The sequence below is a fragment of the Yoonia sp. genome, from assembly GCF_965660735.1.
In the GTDB taxonomy this organism is placed as follows: domain Bacteria; phylum Pseudomonadota; class Alphaproteobacteria; order Rhodobacterales; family Rhodobacteraceae; genus Yoonia.
On record NZ_CBFIBD010000002.1, the window covers coordinates 118,457 to 134,505 of the forward strand.

The 16,049-nt window shown below is 60.0% G+C and carries 18 protein-coding genes and 1 tRNA gene; 7 read left to right on the forward strand and 12 right to left on the reverse strand.

Annotated features, from left to right (window positions below):
- Window positions 1–8 precede the first annotated feature (8 nt).
- Complete coding sequence (locus ACTG4B_RS01880; RefSeq protein WP_439153977.1) at window positions 9–698, reverse strand: M48 family metallopeptidase; 690 nt, start codon at window positions 696–698, stop codon at window positions 9–11.
- A 111-nt stretch (window positions 699–809) separates the two neighbouring features.
- On the opposite strand from ACTG4B_RS01880, the gene ACTG4B_RS01885 reads away from it, so the two are divergent.
- From ACTG4B_RS01885 to arsJ, 5 genes are all read left to right on the forward strand, one after another.
- Window positions 810–1,136, forward strand: coding sequence for a TIGR02300 family protein (locus ACTG4B_RS01885; protein WP_439153978.1), 327 nt, complete (start codon window positions 810–812; stop codon window positions 1,134–1,136).
- Window positions 1,137–1,219: 83 nt separating this feature from the next.
- A tRNA-Ala gene (locus ACTG4B_RS01890) sits at window positions 1,220–1,295 on the forward strand.
- A gap of 82 nt (window positions 1,296–1,377) precedes the next feature.
- A complete protein-coding gene (locus ACTG4B_RS01895; RefSeq protein WP_439153979.1) occupies window positions 1,378–2,211 on the forward strand; it encodes a helix-turn-helix domain-containing protein in 834 nt (277 codons plus the stop codon).
- Window positions 2,208–3,206, forward strand: coding sequence for an ArsJ-associated glyceraldehyde-3-phosphate dehydrogenase (locus ACTG4B_RS01900; RefSeq protein WP_439153980.1), 999 nt, complete (start codon window positions 2,208–2,210; stop codon window positions 3,204–3,206). Before ACTG4B_RS01895 ends, ACTG4B_RS01900 begins: the two co-directional genes overlap by 4 nt.
- On the forward strand, window positions 3,203–4,468 hold the full coding sequence (gene arsJ, locus ACTG4B_RS01905) for an organoarsenical effux MFS transporter ArsJ (protein WP_439153981.1): 1,266 nt from the start codon (window positions 3,203–3,205) through the stop codon (window positions 4,466–4,468). The genes ACTG4B_RS01900 and arsJ overlap by 4 nt, the downstream gene beginning before the upstream one ends.
- On the opposite strand, the gene ACTG4B_RS01910 is transcribed toward arsJ, so the two are convergent.
- Genes ACTG4B_RS01910 through ACTG4B_RS01925 form a run of 4 tightly spaced genes read right to left on the reverse strand, consistent with a single transcriptional unit; the run spans window position 4,454 to window position 7,410 of the window.
- Window positions 4,454–5,398 (reverse strand): OmpA family protein, encoded by a 945-nt coding sequence (locus ACTG4B_RS01910; RefSeq protein WP_439153982.1) that lies wholly within the window; start codon window positions 5,396–5,398, stop codon window positions 4,454–4,456. The two genes, arsJ and ACTG4B_RS01910, sit on opposite strands and share 15 nt — an antisense overlap.
- Window positions 5,395–5,961 carry a peroxidase-related enzyme gene (locus ACTG4B_RS01915; RefSeq protein ID WP_439153983.1) on the reverse strand — a complete coding sequence of 189 codons (567 nt, stop codon included), beginning with the start codon at window positions 5,959–5,961 and terminating at the stop codon, window positions 5,395–5,397. The genes ACTG4B_RS01910 and ACTG4B_RS01915 overlap by 4 nt, the downstream gene beginning before the upstream one ends.
- A 4-nt stretch (window positions 5,962–5,965) precedes the next feature.
- Window positions 5,966–6,691, reverse strand: a complete 726-nt coding sequence (locus ACTG4B_RS01920) for a GNAT family N-acetyltransferase (protein ID WP_439153984.1) — start codon at window positions 6,689–6,691, stop codon at window positions 5,966–5,968.
- Complete coding sequence (locus tag ACTG4B_RS01925) at window positions 6,688–7,410, reverse strand: competence/damage-inducible protein A (protein WP_439153985.1); 723 nt, start codon at window positions 7,408–7,410, stop codon at window positions 6,688–6,690. Before ACTG4B_RS01925 ends, ACTG4B_RS01920 begins: the two co-directional genes overlap by 4 nt.
- 42 nt (window positions 7,411–7,452) lie before the next feature.
- On the opposite strand from ACTG4B_RS01925, the gene sfsA reads away from it, so the two are divergent.
- Window positions 7,453–8,154 (forward strand): DNA/RNA nuclease SfsA, encoded by a 702-nt coding sequence (gene sfsA / locus ACTG4B_RS01930; protein WP_439153986.1) that lies wholly within the window; start codon window positions 7,453–7,455, stop codon window positions 8,152–8,154.
- A gap of 55 nt (window positions 8,155–8,209) precedes the next feature.
- Window positions 8,210–9,022, forward strand: a complete 813-nt coding sequence (map, locus tag ACTG4B_RS01935; RefSeq protein WP_439153987.1) for a type I methionyl aminopeptidase — start codon at window positions 8,210–8,212, stop codon at window positions 9,020–9,022.
- 133 nt (window positions 9,023–9,155) lie between these two features.
- Here map and ACTG4B_RS01940 read toward each other — a convergent pair whose 3' ends face one another.
- The 7 genes from ACTG4B_RS01940 to ilvD all read right to left on the reverse strand — a co-directional run bounded on the left by ACTG4B_RS01940 (window position 9,156) and on the right by ilvD (window position 15,976).
- A complete protein-coding gene (locus ACTG4B_RS01940) occupies window positions 9,156–10,013 on the reverse strand; it encodes a 4-(cytidine 5'-diphospho)-2-C-methyl-D-erythritol kinase (protein ID WP_439153988.1) in 858 nt (285 codons plus the stop codon).
- A complete protein-coding gene (locus tag ACTG4B_RS01945; protein ID WP_439153989.1) occupies window positions 10,000–11,697 on the reverse strand; it encodes a tetratricopeptide repeat protein in 1,698 nt (565 codons plus the stop codon). Before ACTG4B_RS01945 ends, ACTG4B_RS01940 begins: the two co-directional genes overlap by 14 nt.
- Before the next feature lie 146 nt (window positions 11,698–11,843).
- Window positions 11,844–12,335, reverse strand: coding sequence for a fasciclin domain-containing protein (locus tag ACTG4B_RS01950; protein ID WP_439153990.1), 492 nt, complete (start codon window positions 12,333–12,335; stop codon window positions 11,844–11,846).
- Window positions 12,336–12,462: 127 nt separating this feature from the next.
- Window positions 12,463–12,837, reverse strand: coding sequence for a hypothetical protein (locus ACTG4B_RS01955; RefSeq protein WP_439153991.1), 375 nt, complete (start codon window positions 12,835–12,837; stop codon window positions 12,463–12,465).
- 19 nt (window positions 12,838–12,856) lie between these two features.
- Window positions 12,857–13,666 (reverse strand): DUF6478 family protein, encoded by an 810-nt coding sequence (locus ACTG4B_RS01960; RefSeq protein ID WP_439153992.1) that lies wholly within the window; start codon window positions 13,664–13,666, stop codon window positions 12,857–12,859.
- Window positions 13,638–14,237, reverse strand: a complete 600-nt coding sequence (locus ACTG4B_RS01965) for a dihydroxy-acid dehydratase (RefSeq protein ID WP_439153993.1) — start codon at window positions 14,235–14,237, stop codon at window positions 13,638–13,640. Before ACTG4B_RS01965 ends, ACTG4B_RS01960 begins: the two co-directional genes overlap by 29 nt.
- A 5-nt stretch (window positions 14,238–14,242) precedes the next feature.
- The gene (gene ilvD / locus ACTG4B_RS01970) at window positions 14,243–15,976 is read right to left on the reverse strand and encodes a dihydroxy-acid dehydratase (protein WP_439153994.1); all 1,734 of its coding nucleotides are present in this window, start codon (window positions 15,974–15,976) and stop codon (window positions 14,243–14,245) included.
- Window positions 15,977–16,049 lie beyond the last annotated feature (73 nt).

A 16,049-nucleotide genomic window follows, 5' to 3' on the forward strand; every position in this document is an offset into this window, starting at 1 on the left:
GAAGTTCGTCAATCATCGAAGCGCACCCGATGCAACTGATCACCATTTTGACGCAGCCAATCGCGGCAGATCTTATAATCTGGATAGAGCCGGGCAACGGTTTCCCAAAACGCGGGTGCATGGTTCATCTCCGCCAGATGCGCGACCTCGTGGGCGGCGACATAGTGCAGGACGCGGGGGGGGGCCATGATCAGGCGCCATGAATACATCAGCGTGCCGTGACTGGAACAAGACCCCCAACGTGATCGGGTATCGCGCAGAGATAACCGGACATAGGGTCGGCCCAACAGGGCCGCATAATGGTCTGATGCCGCAGCAAGCCTGTCACGCGCCGCCGTCTTCAGCAGGGCCTTTACGCGTGCCCCCACCGTATCATCCGACGGGACCAGCAGGTGATCCTGTGCAATCTGCGCGCGCCGTCCCACGGCAGCACGAATCGGCATATCACGCCCTTCAAAAGGAACGGTTCCGCCGATCCTGACGGCGTTGATCGGCGCCATCTGGTTCAGGTGTCCACGCAGCCAATCCTCGCGACTTTGCAGAAACGCGATCCCCTCGCGTTCGGGCGACCGCTGTGGCAGCGTCAGCGTTACCCGTCCATCCAGCCGCGACACGCGCAGCGATAACCGTTTCGCCCGCGCAGAACGGCGCAGGGTCACCTCAATCGGGGGGTTGCCTTCAAGCGTGTGGCGGCCCATATCCAACTTTCGTAATTCACCGATGCCAAAGGCTTTGACACCATAAGCTGCTTATGGCAGTTGGCATCGATCACCCGCAAGGGACTGACCAAGATTTTGAAGGGATAGCCTATGCCTAAGGAAGAGTGGGGCACAAAGCGTGTTTGCCCTGAAACCGGCAAACGCTTTTACGACCTGAACGCGACACCAATCATCAGCCCCTACACGGGCAAGGAAGTGGCCGTCGATACATCCAAGACCCGCACCATGGTCGCGGATGCAGAAGACGCGCAGTCCAAGAAGATGACAGAGGCCAGTGAAGAGGACGATCTGGTTCTCGACGATGATGACGACGATGAAGACGACGTCGATCTGGGCGATGATGTGCTGGAAGATGATGACGACGATACAGTGTCGTTGGACGAACTGGCAGACGTGGCCAAGGACGACGACGAATAAATTCGATGCGCCGGGCGTGATTTTTACTTGATCTCGCCCCGCGCGCTGCATAGACAGCACTGCGCAACAGATCGTTGCCGGATGGGGCCTTAGCTCAGTTGGGAGAGCGCTTGCATGGCATGCAAGAGGTCAGGGGTTCGACTCCCCTAGGCTCCACCATTTTTTCATGAAACTCCGCGCGACGCGTGCCGTTACAAAAGCTTCATTTTACCAGAGCCATTATTTCACTTATCCATGAACTATGGAAAAAGTGATTCCCGACCAACTCACTGTGCTTGGGCACCCGCAACGGCTTGCGGTGTTTCGGCTGCTCATGCGCCGCTATCCTGACCACGTGCCTGCAGGCGAACTGGCGACCGCGCTTGGGATCAAGCCCAGCACGATGTCCAGCTATCTGTCCGCCCTAGAACAGGCGGATCTGATCGCGCAGGAACGGGCAGGCACGTCGCGGCTCTATGCCGTTCACATGCAGACCGTTCAGCAGATGTTCAGCTACCTGCTTGTCGATTGTTGTCGCGGCCGCCCAGAAATCTGCCTGCCTTTCAGCACAGGAAAAATCCCCATGTCAGACCGTAAATTTAGCGTCCTGTTTATTTGCACCGGAAATTCCGCCCGGTCGATTTTCGCAGAATCGATACTGCGCAAATTTGCCGGCGATCTGTTCAATGCCTATTCTGCGGGCACCACGCCCCGGTCAGAACTGAACCCCTTCGCGCTAGAGGTGCTTACGGCCAAGGGCCATGATGTTTCCGTTTTGCGCGCAAAGCACGTGTCCGAGTTTACCGGACCGGATGCGCCCCAGATCGATTTCATCTTTACGGTGTGCGATCAGGCCGCAAACGAAGAATGCCCGCCATGGCAGGGCCAGGCCCTCAGCGGTCACTGGGGCATGCCTGACCCGGTCAAGGCAGTTGGGACAGACGCCGAGAAAGCTCTTGCATTTCAACATGCTTATGGCGCGCTGAAACGGCGGATAGATGCGTTTGCCGCGCTTCCGATGAACAGTCTGGACCAGATATCGCTGCAATCCGCCGTCGATGAAATTGGCCGCACCCGGACCGAGGAACAAGTATGACCACCTATGCACTTAACGGCCTTGGTCGTATCGGCAAACTTGCCCTGAAACCGCTGCTGGACCGCGGGGCAACGATCGCGTGGATCAACGACGCGGTGGGCGATCCTGAGATGCACGCACATCTGCTGGAGTTTGACACCGTTCATGGCCGTTGGGACGCGGCGTTTTCACATGACGCACAAAGCGTGACAATCGACGGCGCGCGCCTGCCCTTCATTGGCACACGAAACCTGGGCGAGCTGCCGCTGGAAGGTGTGGACGTGGTGATCGACTGCACCGGCGTTTTCAAGAGCGCCGAAAAAATCGCGCCATACTTTGACGCGGGCGTCAAAAAGGTTGTTGTATCGGCCCCGGTCAAAGACGGGAACGCCGCGAATATTGTGTATGGCGTCAACCACGGCACCTACGATCCGGCGACGCAGCGGATCATCACAGCCGCATCATGCACCACGAACTGCCTTGCCCCGGTGGTCAAGGTGATCCATGAAAATCTGGGCATCCGGCACGGGTCGATAACGACAATCCATGACGTGACCAACACCCAGACCATCGTGGACCGCCCGGCCAAGGATCTGCGGCGCGCGCGGTCGGCGCTGAATTCTCTGATTCCGACGACCACAGGATCGGCCACTGCGATCACGCTGATCTATCCCGAACTGAAAGGGCGATTGAACGGCCACGCCGTGCGGGTGCCGCTGTTGAATGCCTCGCTGACCGATTGTGTTTTCGAGGTCGAACGCGCCACCACCGCAGAAGACGTGAACGCCCTTTTCAAAGCCGCCGCCGAGGGTCCGCTTGCGGGTATATTGGGCTATGAGACACGCCCGCTGGTATCGGCGGATTATACCAATGACACCCGATCCACCATTATCGATGCGCCCTCGACCATGGTGATCAACGGCACGCAGGTCAAAATCTACGCATGGTATGACAATGAAATGGGTTATGCGCATCGACTTGTCGATGTGGCCTTGATGGTCGGGGCCACGTTGTGAGCCAAAGGCCCGACGGTCTATCCGCCTATATCGCCGTCACAGCCGCCTACTGGGCCTTTATGCTGACAGACGGGGCGCTGCGGATGCTGGTGCTGCTGCATTTTCACACATTGGGCTTTTCGCCCGTGCAGCTGGCATATCTATTTATCCTTTATGAAATCGCCGGGATCGTGACAAACCTTTCGGCAGGATGGATCGCTGCGCGTTTTGGTCTGACCGCAACGCTTTTTGTCGGGCTGGGGTTGCAGGTGCTGGCGCTTTTGGCGTTGACACAACTTGATCCGTCCTGGGCCATCGGCGCCTCTGTTGTCTTTGTCATGTGCGTGCAAGGGGCCAGCGGCGTCGCCAAGGATCTTGCAAAGATGTCAGCGAAATCAGCGGTCAAACTTCTGGCGCCCACAGAGCAGGGCGGGCTGTTTCGCTGGGTCGCCGTGATGACCGGCTCAAAGAACGCCGTAAAGGGCGTGGGGTTCTTGCTGGGCACTGTGTTGCTTGCCACATTGGGGTTTGTCTTTGCGGTGCTGGCCATGGCGATCGTGCTGGCGGCGATCCTGATTGCGGTTGTTATCTTCATGCCAGAAGGTTTGCCGAAGGGGCGCAAAGGCACAAAGTTTTCCGAGGTCTTTTCGAAATCCGCCAATCTGAACTGGCTGTCAGCCGCGCGGGTGTTCTTGTTCGGTGCGCGCGACGTCTGGTTTGTCGTGGGTATTCCGATCTATTTCTACGCCGTTCTGTCCGATGGCACGGAACAAGGCAACAGGGCTGCCTTTTTCATGATCGGCACGTTCATGGCGGTCTGGATCATCCTTTACGGGATCGTGCAGGCCATCGCGCCAAAACTGTTGCGCGCCGCCCGCCGCCCCGAAGCTGCGCTGATCCGCGCCGCACAGGGATGGGCCACGACACTCTGCGCTGTGCCTGCTGTGTTGACGATTGCAGTGTTTTTGTCGCCGGGGCCGACAACATGGCTGACCATCACGCTGGTTGCCGGTCTGTTGGTTTTCGGGGCGATTTTCGCAGTCAATTCCGCGCTGCATTCATACCTCGTTCTTGCTTTTACGCAGACAGAGCGGGTGACGATGGACGTTGGATTTTATTATATGGCGAATGCAGCGGGCCGTTTGATCGGAACACTGTTGTCAGGTCTGACCTATCAGATTGGCGGGCTGGCTTTTGTGCTGGGCACGGCCACCGCGATGGTTGCCCTTGCCGCGCTGATGTCAGGCCGCTTGACCGATCAAGACACATCAGTCGTTCGTTGACGTGATGATTGCCTCAACGCGCCTGTTCGTCTCGCGGCCTTGTTCGGTCAGGTTGCTGGCGATGGGTGCAAGATACCCCATGCCTTCAGCGGCCAACTGGCGGCGGTTGACGCCGTAATCGGCGACCAACCGTTCCAGCACCGACCCGGCGCGACGCTTGGACAGCGCGATATTGGTCTCCAGCGCCCCCTGGGCGTCGGTATGTCCCACAAGTGCAACGGCCCGGCCCGGATCAGCCTGAAGATAATCAGCCAGCGCCCGTAAAGATGCAAAATCCCCTGCCGCCAGTTCCGACGATCCAGTGTCAAACGTCAGGTCATCCAGAACCGCATGACCTACCGTTTCAAGCCGTGCCGCCAGATCATCCTGATCGCCGGACTGCGGTTGCAGCACCTTGGCATCAGCCATGGCCAGCGGCGCGGTTTCGGGGGCCCCGGCCCCAGGCGCCGTGACCTGCGTGACCTGCACGAAACCGGCCTGCGCCGTCCGGCTGACAAACAAGCTGATGTAGTCAGGGCCGTTTTCCGCGTCGCGCCGCGCCGTCAGAAACCGGAAATCACCGATATTGATCTGCATTTCGGGCGGTGGCAGCGTGTCGACCGCAAATCGGAAATCGAACCCGCCACAGGCCTCTGTCTGGCAATCGAAAATAATCTGATAGCCCGCGTTGCGCAGTTGTTCGCGCAAGGGGCGCAAAAGCTGCAAGGTCGTCAGCCCTGCCGCGTCGATCCGCCATGCCTGCTGTGTCAGTTGCCCTTCGACAACTTCGGTCGGCATCGCACCGCGATCCCAGATGCCCATCGGCATCACATAGCTGTCCAGCGCCCGCGTATCCGTCTGTTGAAGGCTGGCGTTGCTGGGAAAGTCCAGCACTTGCGCGCCAGCAGTCGTCGCCATTGCAAGAAAGATGCCAACCCGTAGAAAAATCATCGCGCCTGCGCGTGGTAATCGTCATTCGGGCGCATATCCGTGGCCGATGCGATGCGGTTGCTCATGTTGAAAAAACCCGCCGTCGCCGCGATGTCCCAGATATCGCGGTCCGTGAACCCCACCTGCCGCAGCGCATCACGTTGCTTTTCCTCGATCTTTGCGCTTGCCACGGTCATGAGTTCGGCAAATTCCAGCATGGCCTTTTGCCGCGCATCCAAGGGGGCAACGCGCCAGTTCATCACCAGCATTTCGCCCAGCTTCGGATCACCCGACAGTTGCCGCACCGCCGCCCCATGGGCCGTCAGGCAGTAGTAGCATTTGTTGATCGACGACACTGCGACCGCGATCATCTCGCGCTCCAGCTTCGACAGCCCGCTGTCGGCCAGCATGACGTCATTATAAAGCCCTACAAAGGCGTTCAGCTTGTCGGCGTCAAAGGCATAGGCCTGCAACACATTGGGGATCATCCCCAGTTTTTCCAAGCAGACGTCAAAATACTTCTGTGTCTTTGCGGGCAGCGGATCGACCATTGGCAGGTCAAGTGCGGTTGGTTTTTCGGTCACGCGATTACTCCGTCAGGGTCCGATAGTGATACTTTCCCACAAGCGTCATGCCGAGGGAAGTGTAGAGCGCATTTGCCCCCGCATTGGCTTGGGTGGTCAAAAGGGTCAGAAATTCCATCCCCTGTGCCTGCGCCCAGAATGCGCCAGCCTGCGTCATGAAGCGCGCCAGCCCCTGCCGCCTGTCCGCCGCCGCGATTTCAAGCGCGTGGATCATGGCGCAGTTTCCGGCCGTGCCGATAAAAACCGTACCAGCGGGCCTGTCATTCAGCCGCCCCAATATCGTTGTCTTGGGATGGCGCGCGCGGTCCATCACGGCAATCCTTCCGGGGCCAACGCCGCCTGCGGCCCAGATTTCGACCTGCGCCGCCAAAGGTGGCCACACATCAAAGGTGGTCACAGGCGGGGGACGTCGTGTGGCGACGGCCGCGACTGGGGCTGCGTAGATATTGACCGGATCCTTTATGGCATATCCATGCGCCGCAAGCATCGCATCCAGCGCATCGTCACCTTCGCGGATCATGAACAACGGGATCTGCCCGGCGTCACGCATCGCCGCCTCGGCCTTTGGCAGGTCGGCATCGGTCACAGGCTGATCTGCGGTCGCGGCGCTGACCCGGCTGCCGCCGCTGCCGCCAAGCCGGATCGTCCACGCCCCTAGCGACCGTTTGGAGGCAGCGGGCCATGTGCCTTCGACGACGGCGTAAAGCGTTTTGGCGTCGGGCAGGCTCATTCGGAGAAAAGTGCGCCCAGCGCATCCATTGCCACACTGAGCCGGTTGGCATCGCTGCCACGGACCACGATGTTGGACCCGTGCACCCCATCCTTGAAGAACGGATAGGACCCGACAGACAGGTCCGTGAATTCCTGCGCGAAATCCGACAGCGGTCCGGCAATATCGCCTTCGCCCCGGACAACGCGCAAGGTCCGCGAAAGCAGCGGCGCACCCCCCGTCAGCGTTGGCAGCACGCTTGCGACCATGGCCTGAAACACAGACGGCACGCCAGCCATCACATAGACATTGCGCAGGATAAAACCGGGGGCCGTGCTGACCGGGTTTTCAATCAGCGTGGCCCCGTCCGGGATACGCGCCATGCGCAGGCGGGCTGTGTTCAGCTCTTGCCCGGACCGGTCATAATGGGCCTGCAATAGCGCGCGGGCATCATCGCGCACGTCGATGGGCACATCGAACGCGGCCGCGATGCAATCGGCGGTGATATCGTCATGTGTCGGCCCGATACCGCCGCTGGTAAAGACATGTTCAAATGCACCCGACAAGGCGCGCACCGCTGCAATGATTGCAGGGGCGTCATCGCTGACGACACGCACCTCTTTCAGGTCGATCCCCGATTCGGTCAACTGCCCGGCCAGATGGTGCATGTTGGCATCACGGGTGCGGCCCGACAGGATTTCATCCCCGATGACAAGCATGGCGGCAGTGGGGTTCGGCATGGGTGGTTCTCCTCTTTGCTCTGTCAGGTTATAGGGGGCGTTATGGAATTTGCCACGCCTCTTGTCCCTGCCCGGCTGATCCGCCGCTACAAACGATTTCTGGCCGATATACGGCTGGAGGACGGGCAAGAGGTGACCGCACACTGCGCCAACCCCGGATCAATGCTGGGGCTGGCGGAACCGGGCATGAAAATCTGGGTGGAACCCAACGACGACCCGAAGAAGAAGCTGAAATTCGGCTGGCGGCTGGTGGACCATGAAAACGGTCATTTCACGGGGGTTGATACATCCGTGCCGAACATGGCTCTCAAGGCGGCACTGATGGCACATCAAGTTCCCGGCCTGCCACCCTATGATATGGTCCGGCCCGAGGTAAAATACGGTGCCAACAGCCGTATTGATTTCCTACTGAGCGGTCCCGGTCCCGACACGTATATCGAGGTGAAAAGCGTCACACTTTCACGCCTGCCGGGCCTTGCCGAATTTCCCGACAGTGTCACGGCGCGCGGGGCGAAGCACCTGCGCGAGCTGGCCAATATGGTCCAGGCCGGACACCGGGCGGTGATGTTCTATCTCGTCCAGCGGACCGACAGCGAAGCGATGGCGCTCGCCGGGGATATTGACCCGGCCTATTCTGCGGCTTTTGCGACTGCGCGGGCATCAGGCGTAGAAGTTTTGGCCCAATCCAGCCGGATCACGCCGCAGGCGATAGACCTTGGTCCGCCGATCCACGTGAGGGCCTAGAACTTTGCCTGCGTTTGGCCTATGTCGGCGCAAACCACGAAAAAGGACAAGCTCCGTGCAAACCAATACAGGCCGCCTGACCAAAGACGGGATCCGCATTCATGACCCTTCCGACTTTGCCGGCATGCGCGTCGCTGGCGCGCTGGCCGCACAGATACTGGATGATATCGCAGCGCATGTCGTGCCCGGGCAGACCACGGGCGAACTGGACCGCCTGATCACCCAATGGGTTGCCGATGCAGGGGCGACGTCCGCCACGATCGGTTACAAGGGGTATCAACACGCCAGCTGCATTTCGGTGAACCACGTTGTGTGTCACGGCATCCCCGGGGACAAGAAACTGAAGGATGGCGATATCCTGAATATCGACGTCACCGTCATTGTCGATGGCTGGTTTGGCGACACCAGCCGGATGTATGTAGCAGGCACCCCATCGCGCAAGGCCGAACGTCTGATCGACGTTACTCACGATGCCCTGATGAAGGGGATAGAAGCGGCAAAGCCCGGCAATACCTTTGGCGACATCGGCCATGCGATCCAGCTTTTTGCGGAAAGCAACCGCATGTCAGTGGTGCGTGATTTCTGCGGGCACGGCCTGGGCCGGGTCTTTCATGCGCCGCCGAATGTATTGCACTATGGCCGCCCGGGTAGCGGTTCTGTTCTTGAAGAAGGCATGTTCTTTACTATTGAACCGATGATCAACCTGGGCCGTCCTGAAACCAAAGTGCTGGCCGATGACTGGACTGCTGTGACACGCGACAAATCACTATCAGCGCAGTTTGAACATTCCATTGGAATCACCTCCGACGGGGCCGAGATTTTCACGCTGTCGCCCGGGAACATGTTTCACCCAACCTACCCACGATGATGGTTCGCCCTGGCGCTGAAACAAATTTCGCGAAATTTGTTTACCCCCGGACACCCTTTGGGTGACCTGCGCCTCCGGCGGGGATATTTATACTCGGAAGAAGCAGGCTGTCGTCAAGATATACGCAGGGCGTTTACATGACAGCGGCGGGGGCCACCCACCAGTTCATCTGCGACACTTGAACGACTTTTGCCACCTGGCGGGCCGTTGCCATATCCCGCACCAACCCAAAGCAAGTCGCCCCCGAACCCGACATGCCTGCGACCGTGACGCCCGGTTGGGCTTTCAGTCTGGCAATCGCAGCGGACACATCAGGCGCAATGCTGCTGGCGGGCGCCAAAAGATCATTGCGCTGTCCAGCCAACCAGTGGCTGAAACCTTCGAAATCCAAGCCTTTTGGCAATGGCTCCATCGGGGTGCCGGACTTGTCCGACAATGCCTTGAAGACGGACTGTGTGGGCACGGCGACAGGCGGACGGACAAGGACCAAAGCACAATCCGGCAGGCCTGCGACCGGTGACAACACATCGCCGATACCTGACATACGCATGGGATTGGGCGCGCGCAGACAGACAGGCAGATCCGCCCCAAGCGCCAGCACCTCTGGCGCATCGTGCGGCAAGGGGACAACACCCCACAGGTCAGCAAGCATCGTGAGCGTGATCGCGGCATCAGACGACCCGCTGCCAATGCCCGCAGCGTGCGGCAGGTGTTTTTCAAGGGTCAACGCCGCACCCAGTTTGACGCCCCGGGCCTGTTGCAACGCCTTGGCCGCACGCATCACAAGGTTGCTGTCGTCTGTGGGCACGCCCATCGCAAAAGGGCCCGTGACCTGTAACCGCAGATCAGGTGCAATCGTGGCCCCCAAACGATCCGCCACATCAGCAAAGACAACCAGGCTGTCAAGCAGATGATAGCCATCTTCGCGCTGTCCGGTGACGTGCAGCGTCAGGTTCACCTTGGCCGGCGCGGTGCCCTTAATTGTCGCCACGGGCCACTTGCACGGGGTCAAGCCCCTCTTCTCGGCGCACCATATCTAGGCCGCGTTCCAGCTTGTTGCGAATGCGATCGGCGTTGGTGGCATCAGGTGCAAGGGACAGGGCGCGTTGCCATTGGAAGCGGGCCTCTGTCTTGCGGCCCACAGCCCAATAGCCATCGCCCAGGTGATCGTTGATGATTGGATCGACAGGTTCAAGCGACGCGGCAAGTTCCAGATGGCCGACGGCTTCTTCGTAGTGACCAAGCTGGAACATCACCCAGCCAAGGCTGTCGATGATCGCCCCGTTGTCGGGACGGGCTGCGGCTGCCGTCTCGATCATGGCCAGTGCCTCGTCCAGCTTTTCATTCCGTTCAACCAGCGAATAGCCCAAATAATTCAAGACTTGCGGCTGTTGCGGTTGCAGCGCCAGCGATGCGCGGAAATCAGCTTCGGCGGCGGGCCAGTCGTCAAGTTGATGATATGCGATCCCGCGTGTGTAGTGGACGAACCACAGCGCAGGGTCTTGCGAATCGTAAAGGTCCAGTGCGCGGGTATAGGCATCGGTCGCGTCTTCGAAACGCTTGGCCTGGCGCAGCGTATCGCCACGTGTCGCATGGACTACGGGCAGATCGGCATGGCTCCGTGCCAGCGCGTCCAAAACCTCGATCGCGGCATCGCGACGGCCTGCGGCCTGCAAGGCCGCCGCACGGCCCAGTTCGGCGGCATGAAAGGCCGGATCGTCGCGTGCGACGCCGGCATAGGTCTCGTTTGCCAGTTCATACTGCCCCAGATCATCCAGCAATCCCGCTGTCATCAGAACAGCCTGGGTGTTTTCCGGCGCCAGATAGGTGGCGGCGCGGGCATAAAGCAGCGTATACACATCTGTCGCCTCGCCCTGCAGGGCCCCGGCGATCACGTGGTAAATATCGGCCACCCCGGCTGTCGGGCTGTCCACGGCATCATAGGCGACCGCCACACCGGCAGCTAGATTTGCACGTAAAGCGGCCACCCCCGGGTCAAGCTGACGGCCCAAGACCCCGTCGATAACGGCCAATGCGTCATCATTCCTGCCAAGCTGGCTCAGGATTTGGGCATGGGCAACGGCGCTCCGGCGGCTATAGCGCATGCCCTGTTCGCCAGACGAGCTGAACACCTCTTCGGCGCCTTCGAAATCCCCTGCCACGGCAAGGGCATAGGCCTTGTGGGTCAACCCATAGATTTCCATGCCCTGGGTATCGACCACCTGATCGAACCGCGCGAGCGCCTTGGTCATCTCGCCTTTGCCCATATGGGCCCACGCCTGCGCAAGCCCGTCCACGAGCGGCCCGACACTGCGGCCATGCTCTAGCGCCGCGAACACCGCGTCCCAGTCACCGGCCTTGACCGCCGCGATGCTGTGCATCAGATTGGCAATCTGGCTTTGATATCCGAAATCAATGATCGTCTGTGCGATCGGAATGGCCCGTTCGACCTGCCCCAGCGCAATATAAGAGGTCATCGCGTTTTCAAGTAACAGGGCATTCCCGGGGTCGGACAAAAGCCCTTTGGTAAAATAGCGCGCGCCATGCCCGAAATCATGCGCCATTCCGGCCTGACGGGCAGCCAAATAGGCCCCTGCGTCGACTTCGGCGGAAAATACGGGATTTGGTGCAACAAGACACGCAAACAGCGCGGCGGAAACGGATCTTTTGAACACGGCGATGACAACCCCTCGAGCCTGTTTTGCCAGAGCCTAGAGTCTGCGGACCCGGCTTGCAAACCGCTCGTCACCGGGGCGGCAAATTCTTGCAAGGGCGCTGGATGGGTTCCGCCATGTGAAAGGGCGGAACCCGGTGTGTCCGATCAGGGCAGCAGCACCGTGTCGATCACATGGATCACGCCGTTCGACGCGATGATGTCCGCCGTCGTCACGGAGGCATCGTTCACGGTCACACCGTCGGTGCCGTCCACATGCACGGTATCGCCTTGCACCGTCGCCACGTTCAACCGCTGACCGGCCAACTGGTCAGAGGTAACCGCACCGGGAACCACGTGGTAGGTCAGGATCGCAACTAGCTGATCCTTGTTTTCGGGCAGCAGCAGGCTCTCGACCGTGCCCGCAGGCAGCTTTGCAAAAGCGTCGTCAGTCGGGGCGAAGACGGTAAACGGCCCGTCACCTTTGAGCGTTTCAACCAGGTCGGCGGCTGTAACGGCGGCGACCAGCGTGTTGAAGTTACCGTTCGAGACAGCGATATCGACGATATCAGGCTCGGATGTCATCATCGGCGAACAAGCAGCAACAGCGGCAAGGCCAGCGGCGGCGACGAATGATTTGATTGCAAAGCGACGTTTCATTTCCAGGTTCCTTTCTTGGTTACATGAACACTGGTGTTACGTCGCGCAAACGTGATCGGTTGCTATTATGACAAACTGTTCATGCACTGTCGCATTGTGATCCAGTCGGGGCGCGCAAGCGTAGCGGTCAGCCTTGGCCGGTTGTCTGGCAATGCCGCCGAAAGGCGCGCTTGAGCAAATCCAGCTCTGCGCGCAGCAAATCGACCTCTGCGCGGATATCCTCTGCCAGCGCTTCGCCTGACAAAAGCGCAAAGCTGGCAAGCGTATCGCCCAGTGCGTCGCTGATGACAAAGGTTTGCACGCCATCGTGGATCAAACAGGACGGAACCGGAACCTTGACGCGCCACACCCCGGCCGTGGTGTCATGGGTCAATTCAACCCCGTCAACTGCTTCGCCCAGATGGGTCACGTGCAAAACCGGCGTATCCGCGCCGGCACCAGTCAATTCACCTTCCCAGATACCGGCGGCAAGGCGGGTCTTTGTCAGCGTCAATCCGGTCATCGAAATGCCTTTCGGTCTGTCACAATGCGGCGCGCGGGTAGCGGCAAAAGGTCAGATCCCCGATTGTGACCCGGTTCATCTGCGGCTTCTCGAACATCAGATCAACCCAGATGCGTTCGACCCGCGCTTCGTTCATCTGACCATATGCCAGATCAAATTCGACAGCGATCTCTTGCTGCGCTGATGTGAGTTTCTTAAGGCTTTGATCCGTATTTGCACCGTGTTTGACATTCAGTCGGGCAAAAACGGTCAGGGGCACCTCGGACGTGATCATGCCCGCGAGGCGGATCAGGTGGTTCTTGCGCAGCCCTTTGCAGGCGGCGTGCGGCAGGTCCACAACCAACGACAGAAAACTTCCATCAAAATCAAATACCTCGACAGCGACACCATAGGGCGCCAGATCGCGATCACTTGTGTTGCGACATTGACACAAGCTGATTTCCGAAGCGCGGCAATCATGAAAAAGCGTCAGTTCTGTGCCCAGCGCGGTCTTGTTCAGGGCCGGGGCAATGCCACGCAGGGGCAAGCCTGCCCGCCACGCCTGTGGCCGCCAGGACCAGTCTGTTCCAGCAGGCCGGTGAAAATTATTCGACCCGATGCGAGGTAACGCTAACCGGCTTTCTGCAATATGGCACAGTTCCTGCAACGGGTTGCGCAGTTGTCGGGCCTGCTGGCGCTGGGTGCGCAAAACAGACAAATCCGCGCTAACGGCCTGGCGTGTCGCCTCTGTCCACCGGGCCAAAGCACGACGATGCAGGAACCTCGCAATGGGACCGTTCGGTTTTCCCACCATAGTTGCGCTAGGCCCCGCCGGTGTCAGAGCCATCATCACGCATCAGTGCATTGACCAACTGGTCAAGCAGCCACGCCCCTGTGCCATCGGTCAGCGGTGCATCGGCAGGTCCACGCACCGCAACCGTCACCAGCCTGCCTTTCACATCCAGAAAGGCACGCCATTCCGCATCCTGAAGACCCGCCATCGGCGGCGGAGCCGTATCGACAAAGTGGACCTTGACCAGATTGTCCTGCACCTGCGATCCCAGCACAGTGATCGTGTTCGCACCGCCCGCAGTGCTCAGCAATCTGGCACCGGCATCAGACACAAGCAGATCACGCAAACCGGTTTCCGCGCCAACGACGATCCCGCTGTCCGGCTGCCCGACCTGAACTGTCGCCACCCCGACGACAGGGGGCACGGCATCGCCGGTCCCGAAGGCCGCACAAGGGGCGATCACGGCGAACCCGTCACCCGGCCTGCTGGCCGCTCCGTCCAGACAATAGCCGGGGGGCGTGCCCGCATTGATTTCCCCCTCCAACAGCGCCATCGACTGCGCCGGGGGCGTATCAAAACAGGCTGTTGTCACCAGCAGCGCCAGCCCCACACAGCCATATCGCCACATGTCCGTCACAGATCCATATAGATATGCTTTTCGCCCTTGGCGCCGGGATGGGTCAAAGCCCCCAACCGGGTAGACCCGACAAGCTGCGCATATTTCCACAAGGCACCAGAGGCATAGATCGTCTCGCGTGGGCCGGACCATTTTGCCTTGCGTTCTTCAAGAACGGCATCGGTCAGATCGACGGACAATTCACCGCTGATCGCGTTGATCGTGATGACGTCACCATTTTCCAGCAGCGCGATCGGCCCGCCATGCGCGGCCTCTGGCCCAACATGGCCAACGCAGAACCCGCGCGTCGCGCCCGAGAACCGGCCATCGGTGATCAGCGCCACCTTCTTGCCCATGCCCTGCCCGGAAAGCGCCGCGGTCGTGGACAGCATTTCACGCATGCCGGGGCCGCCTGCGGGGCCTTCGTTGCGAATGACCAACACTTCGCCCTCTTCATATTGGCGCGCCTTCACCGCCTCGAACGCGTCTTCTTCGCATTCGAACACGCGGGCGGGGCCGGTAAAGACCTGTTCATCCTCGCCCATGCCCGCGACCTTTACGATCGCACCTTCGGGGGCCAGATTGCCCTTGAGCCCGACAACACCGCCGGTTTTCGTGATCGGCGTTTCGACAGGGTAAATTACCTTGCCGTCTGCATCGCCTTTGATCATGTCCAGTTCTTCGCCAATCACGCGACCCGATGCGGTCATGCAGTCGTCGTGGATCAGACCGGCCTTGCGCAATTCCTTCAGCACCACGGGCACGCCGCCTGCCTCGTAAAGGTCTTTGGCCACATACTGACCGCCCGGTTTCAGGTCGACGAAGTAGGGTGTGTCGCGGAAGATGTCGCAGACGTCGAAAAGGTCGAAATCAATTCCGGCCTCGGCGGCGATCGCCGGCAGATGCAGGCCGGCATTGGTGGACCCGCCGGTGCAGGCCACGATCCGGGCCGCGTTTTCAAGCGACTTGCGGGTGACGATATCGCGGGCGCGGATGTTCTTTTCGATAAGATGCATCACGGCCTCGCCCGATGCCTCGCCATATTGGTCGCGGGATTCGTAGGGGGCCGGGGCGCCCGATGAATTCATCAGTGCAAGGCCAATCGCCTCGGACACGCAGGCCATGGTGTTGGCGGTGAACTGTCCACCGCAGGCACCCGCAGACGGGCAGGCCACACGTTCCAGAATTTCAAGTTCGGCGTCGGTCATGTTGCCCGCCTGATGCTGGCCCACGGCCTCGAACACGTCCTGCACGGTCACGTCCTTGCCATTCAGCCGACCCGGCAGGATCGACCCGCCGTAGATGAACACCGACGGCACGTTCAGACGCACCATGGCCATCATCATGCCGGGCAGTGATTTGTCGCAACCGGCCAGACCGACCAACGCGTCATAGCAATGACCGCGCATCGTCAGTTCAACGGTGTCGGCAATCGCTTCGCGCGAGGCGAGCGAGGAGCGCATGCCTTCGTGACCCATCGCGATGCCGTCGGTGACGGTGATCGTCGTGAATTCACGCGGCGTGCCGCTGGCCGCCTTGACGCCCAGTTTCACCGCCTGCGCTTGCCGGTTCAGCGAAATATTGCAAGGCGCGGCTTCGTTCCAGCATGTTGCCACACCGACGAATGGCTGCGCGATATCTTCTTCGTCCAGACCCATCGCGTAGAAATACGACCGGTGTGGCGCGCGGCTTGGCCCTTCGGTCACATGGCGGCTAGGTAGGTTTGTCTTGTCTGCGCGGCCCTTGAGCATCTTTTTCTCTCCCGAAAACTGTTGCCGTCGGGTCTAATTCCATGGGGGTTCTGACACAAGTCAGAACTGCGCT

Coding starts and splice junctions, on each gene's coding strand:
- ACTG4B_RS01880 (WP_439153977.1), bottom strand. CDS start 698: ATGGGCCGCCACACGCTTGAAGGCAACCCCCCGATTGAGGTGACCCTG.
- ACTG4B_RS01885 (WP_439153978.1), top strand. CDS start 810: ATGCCTAAGGAAGAGTGGGGCACAAAGCGTGTTTGCCCTGAAACCGGC.
- ACTG4B_RS01895 (WP_439153979.1), top strand. CDS start 1,378: ATGGAAAAAGTGATTCCCGACCAACTCACTGTGCTTGGGCACCCGCAA.
- ACTG4B_RS01900 (WP_439153980.1), top strand. CDS start 2,208: ATGACCACCTATGCACTTAACGGCCTTGGTCGTATCGGCAAACTTGCC.
- ACTG4B_RS01910 (WP_439153982.1), bottom strand. CDS start 5,398: ATGATTTTTCTACGGGTTGGCATCTTTCTTGCAATGGCGACGACTGCT.
- ACTG4B_RS01920 (WP_439153984.1), bottom strand. CDS start 6,691: ATGAGCCTGCCCGACGCCAAAACGCTTTACGCCGTCGTCGAAGGCACA.
- ACTG4B_RS01925 (WP_439153985.1), bottom strand. CDS start 7,410: ATGCCGAACCCCACTGCCGCCATGCTTGTCATCGGGGATGAAATCCTG.
- sfsA (WP_439153986.1), top strand. CDS start 7,453: ATGGAATTTGCCACGCCTCTTGTCCCTGCCCGGCTGATCCGCCGCTAC.
- ACTG4B_RS01950 (WP_439153990.1), bottom strand. CDS start 12,335: ATGAAACGTCGCTTTGCAATCAAATCATTCGTCGCCGCCGCTGGCCTT.
- ACTG4B_RS01955 (WP_439153991.1), bottom strand. CDS start 12,837: ATGACCGGATTGACGCTGACAAAGACCCGCCTTGCCGCCGGTATCTGG.
- ACTG4B_RS01960 (WP_439153992.1), bottom strand. CDS start 13,666: ATGATGGCTCTGACACCGGCGGGGCCTAGCGCAACTATGGTGGGAAAA.
- ACTG4B_RS01965 (WP_439153993.1), bottom strand. CDS start 14,237: ATGTGGCGATATGGCTGTGTGGGGCTGGCGCTGCTGGTGACAACAGCC.
- ilvD (WP_439153994.1), bottom strand. CDS start 15,976: ATGCTCAAGGGCCGCGCAGACAAGACAAACCTACCTAGCCGCCATGTG.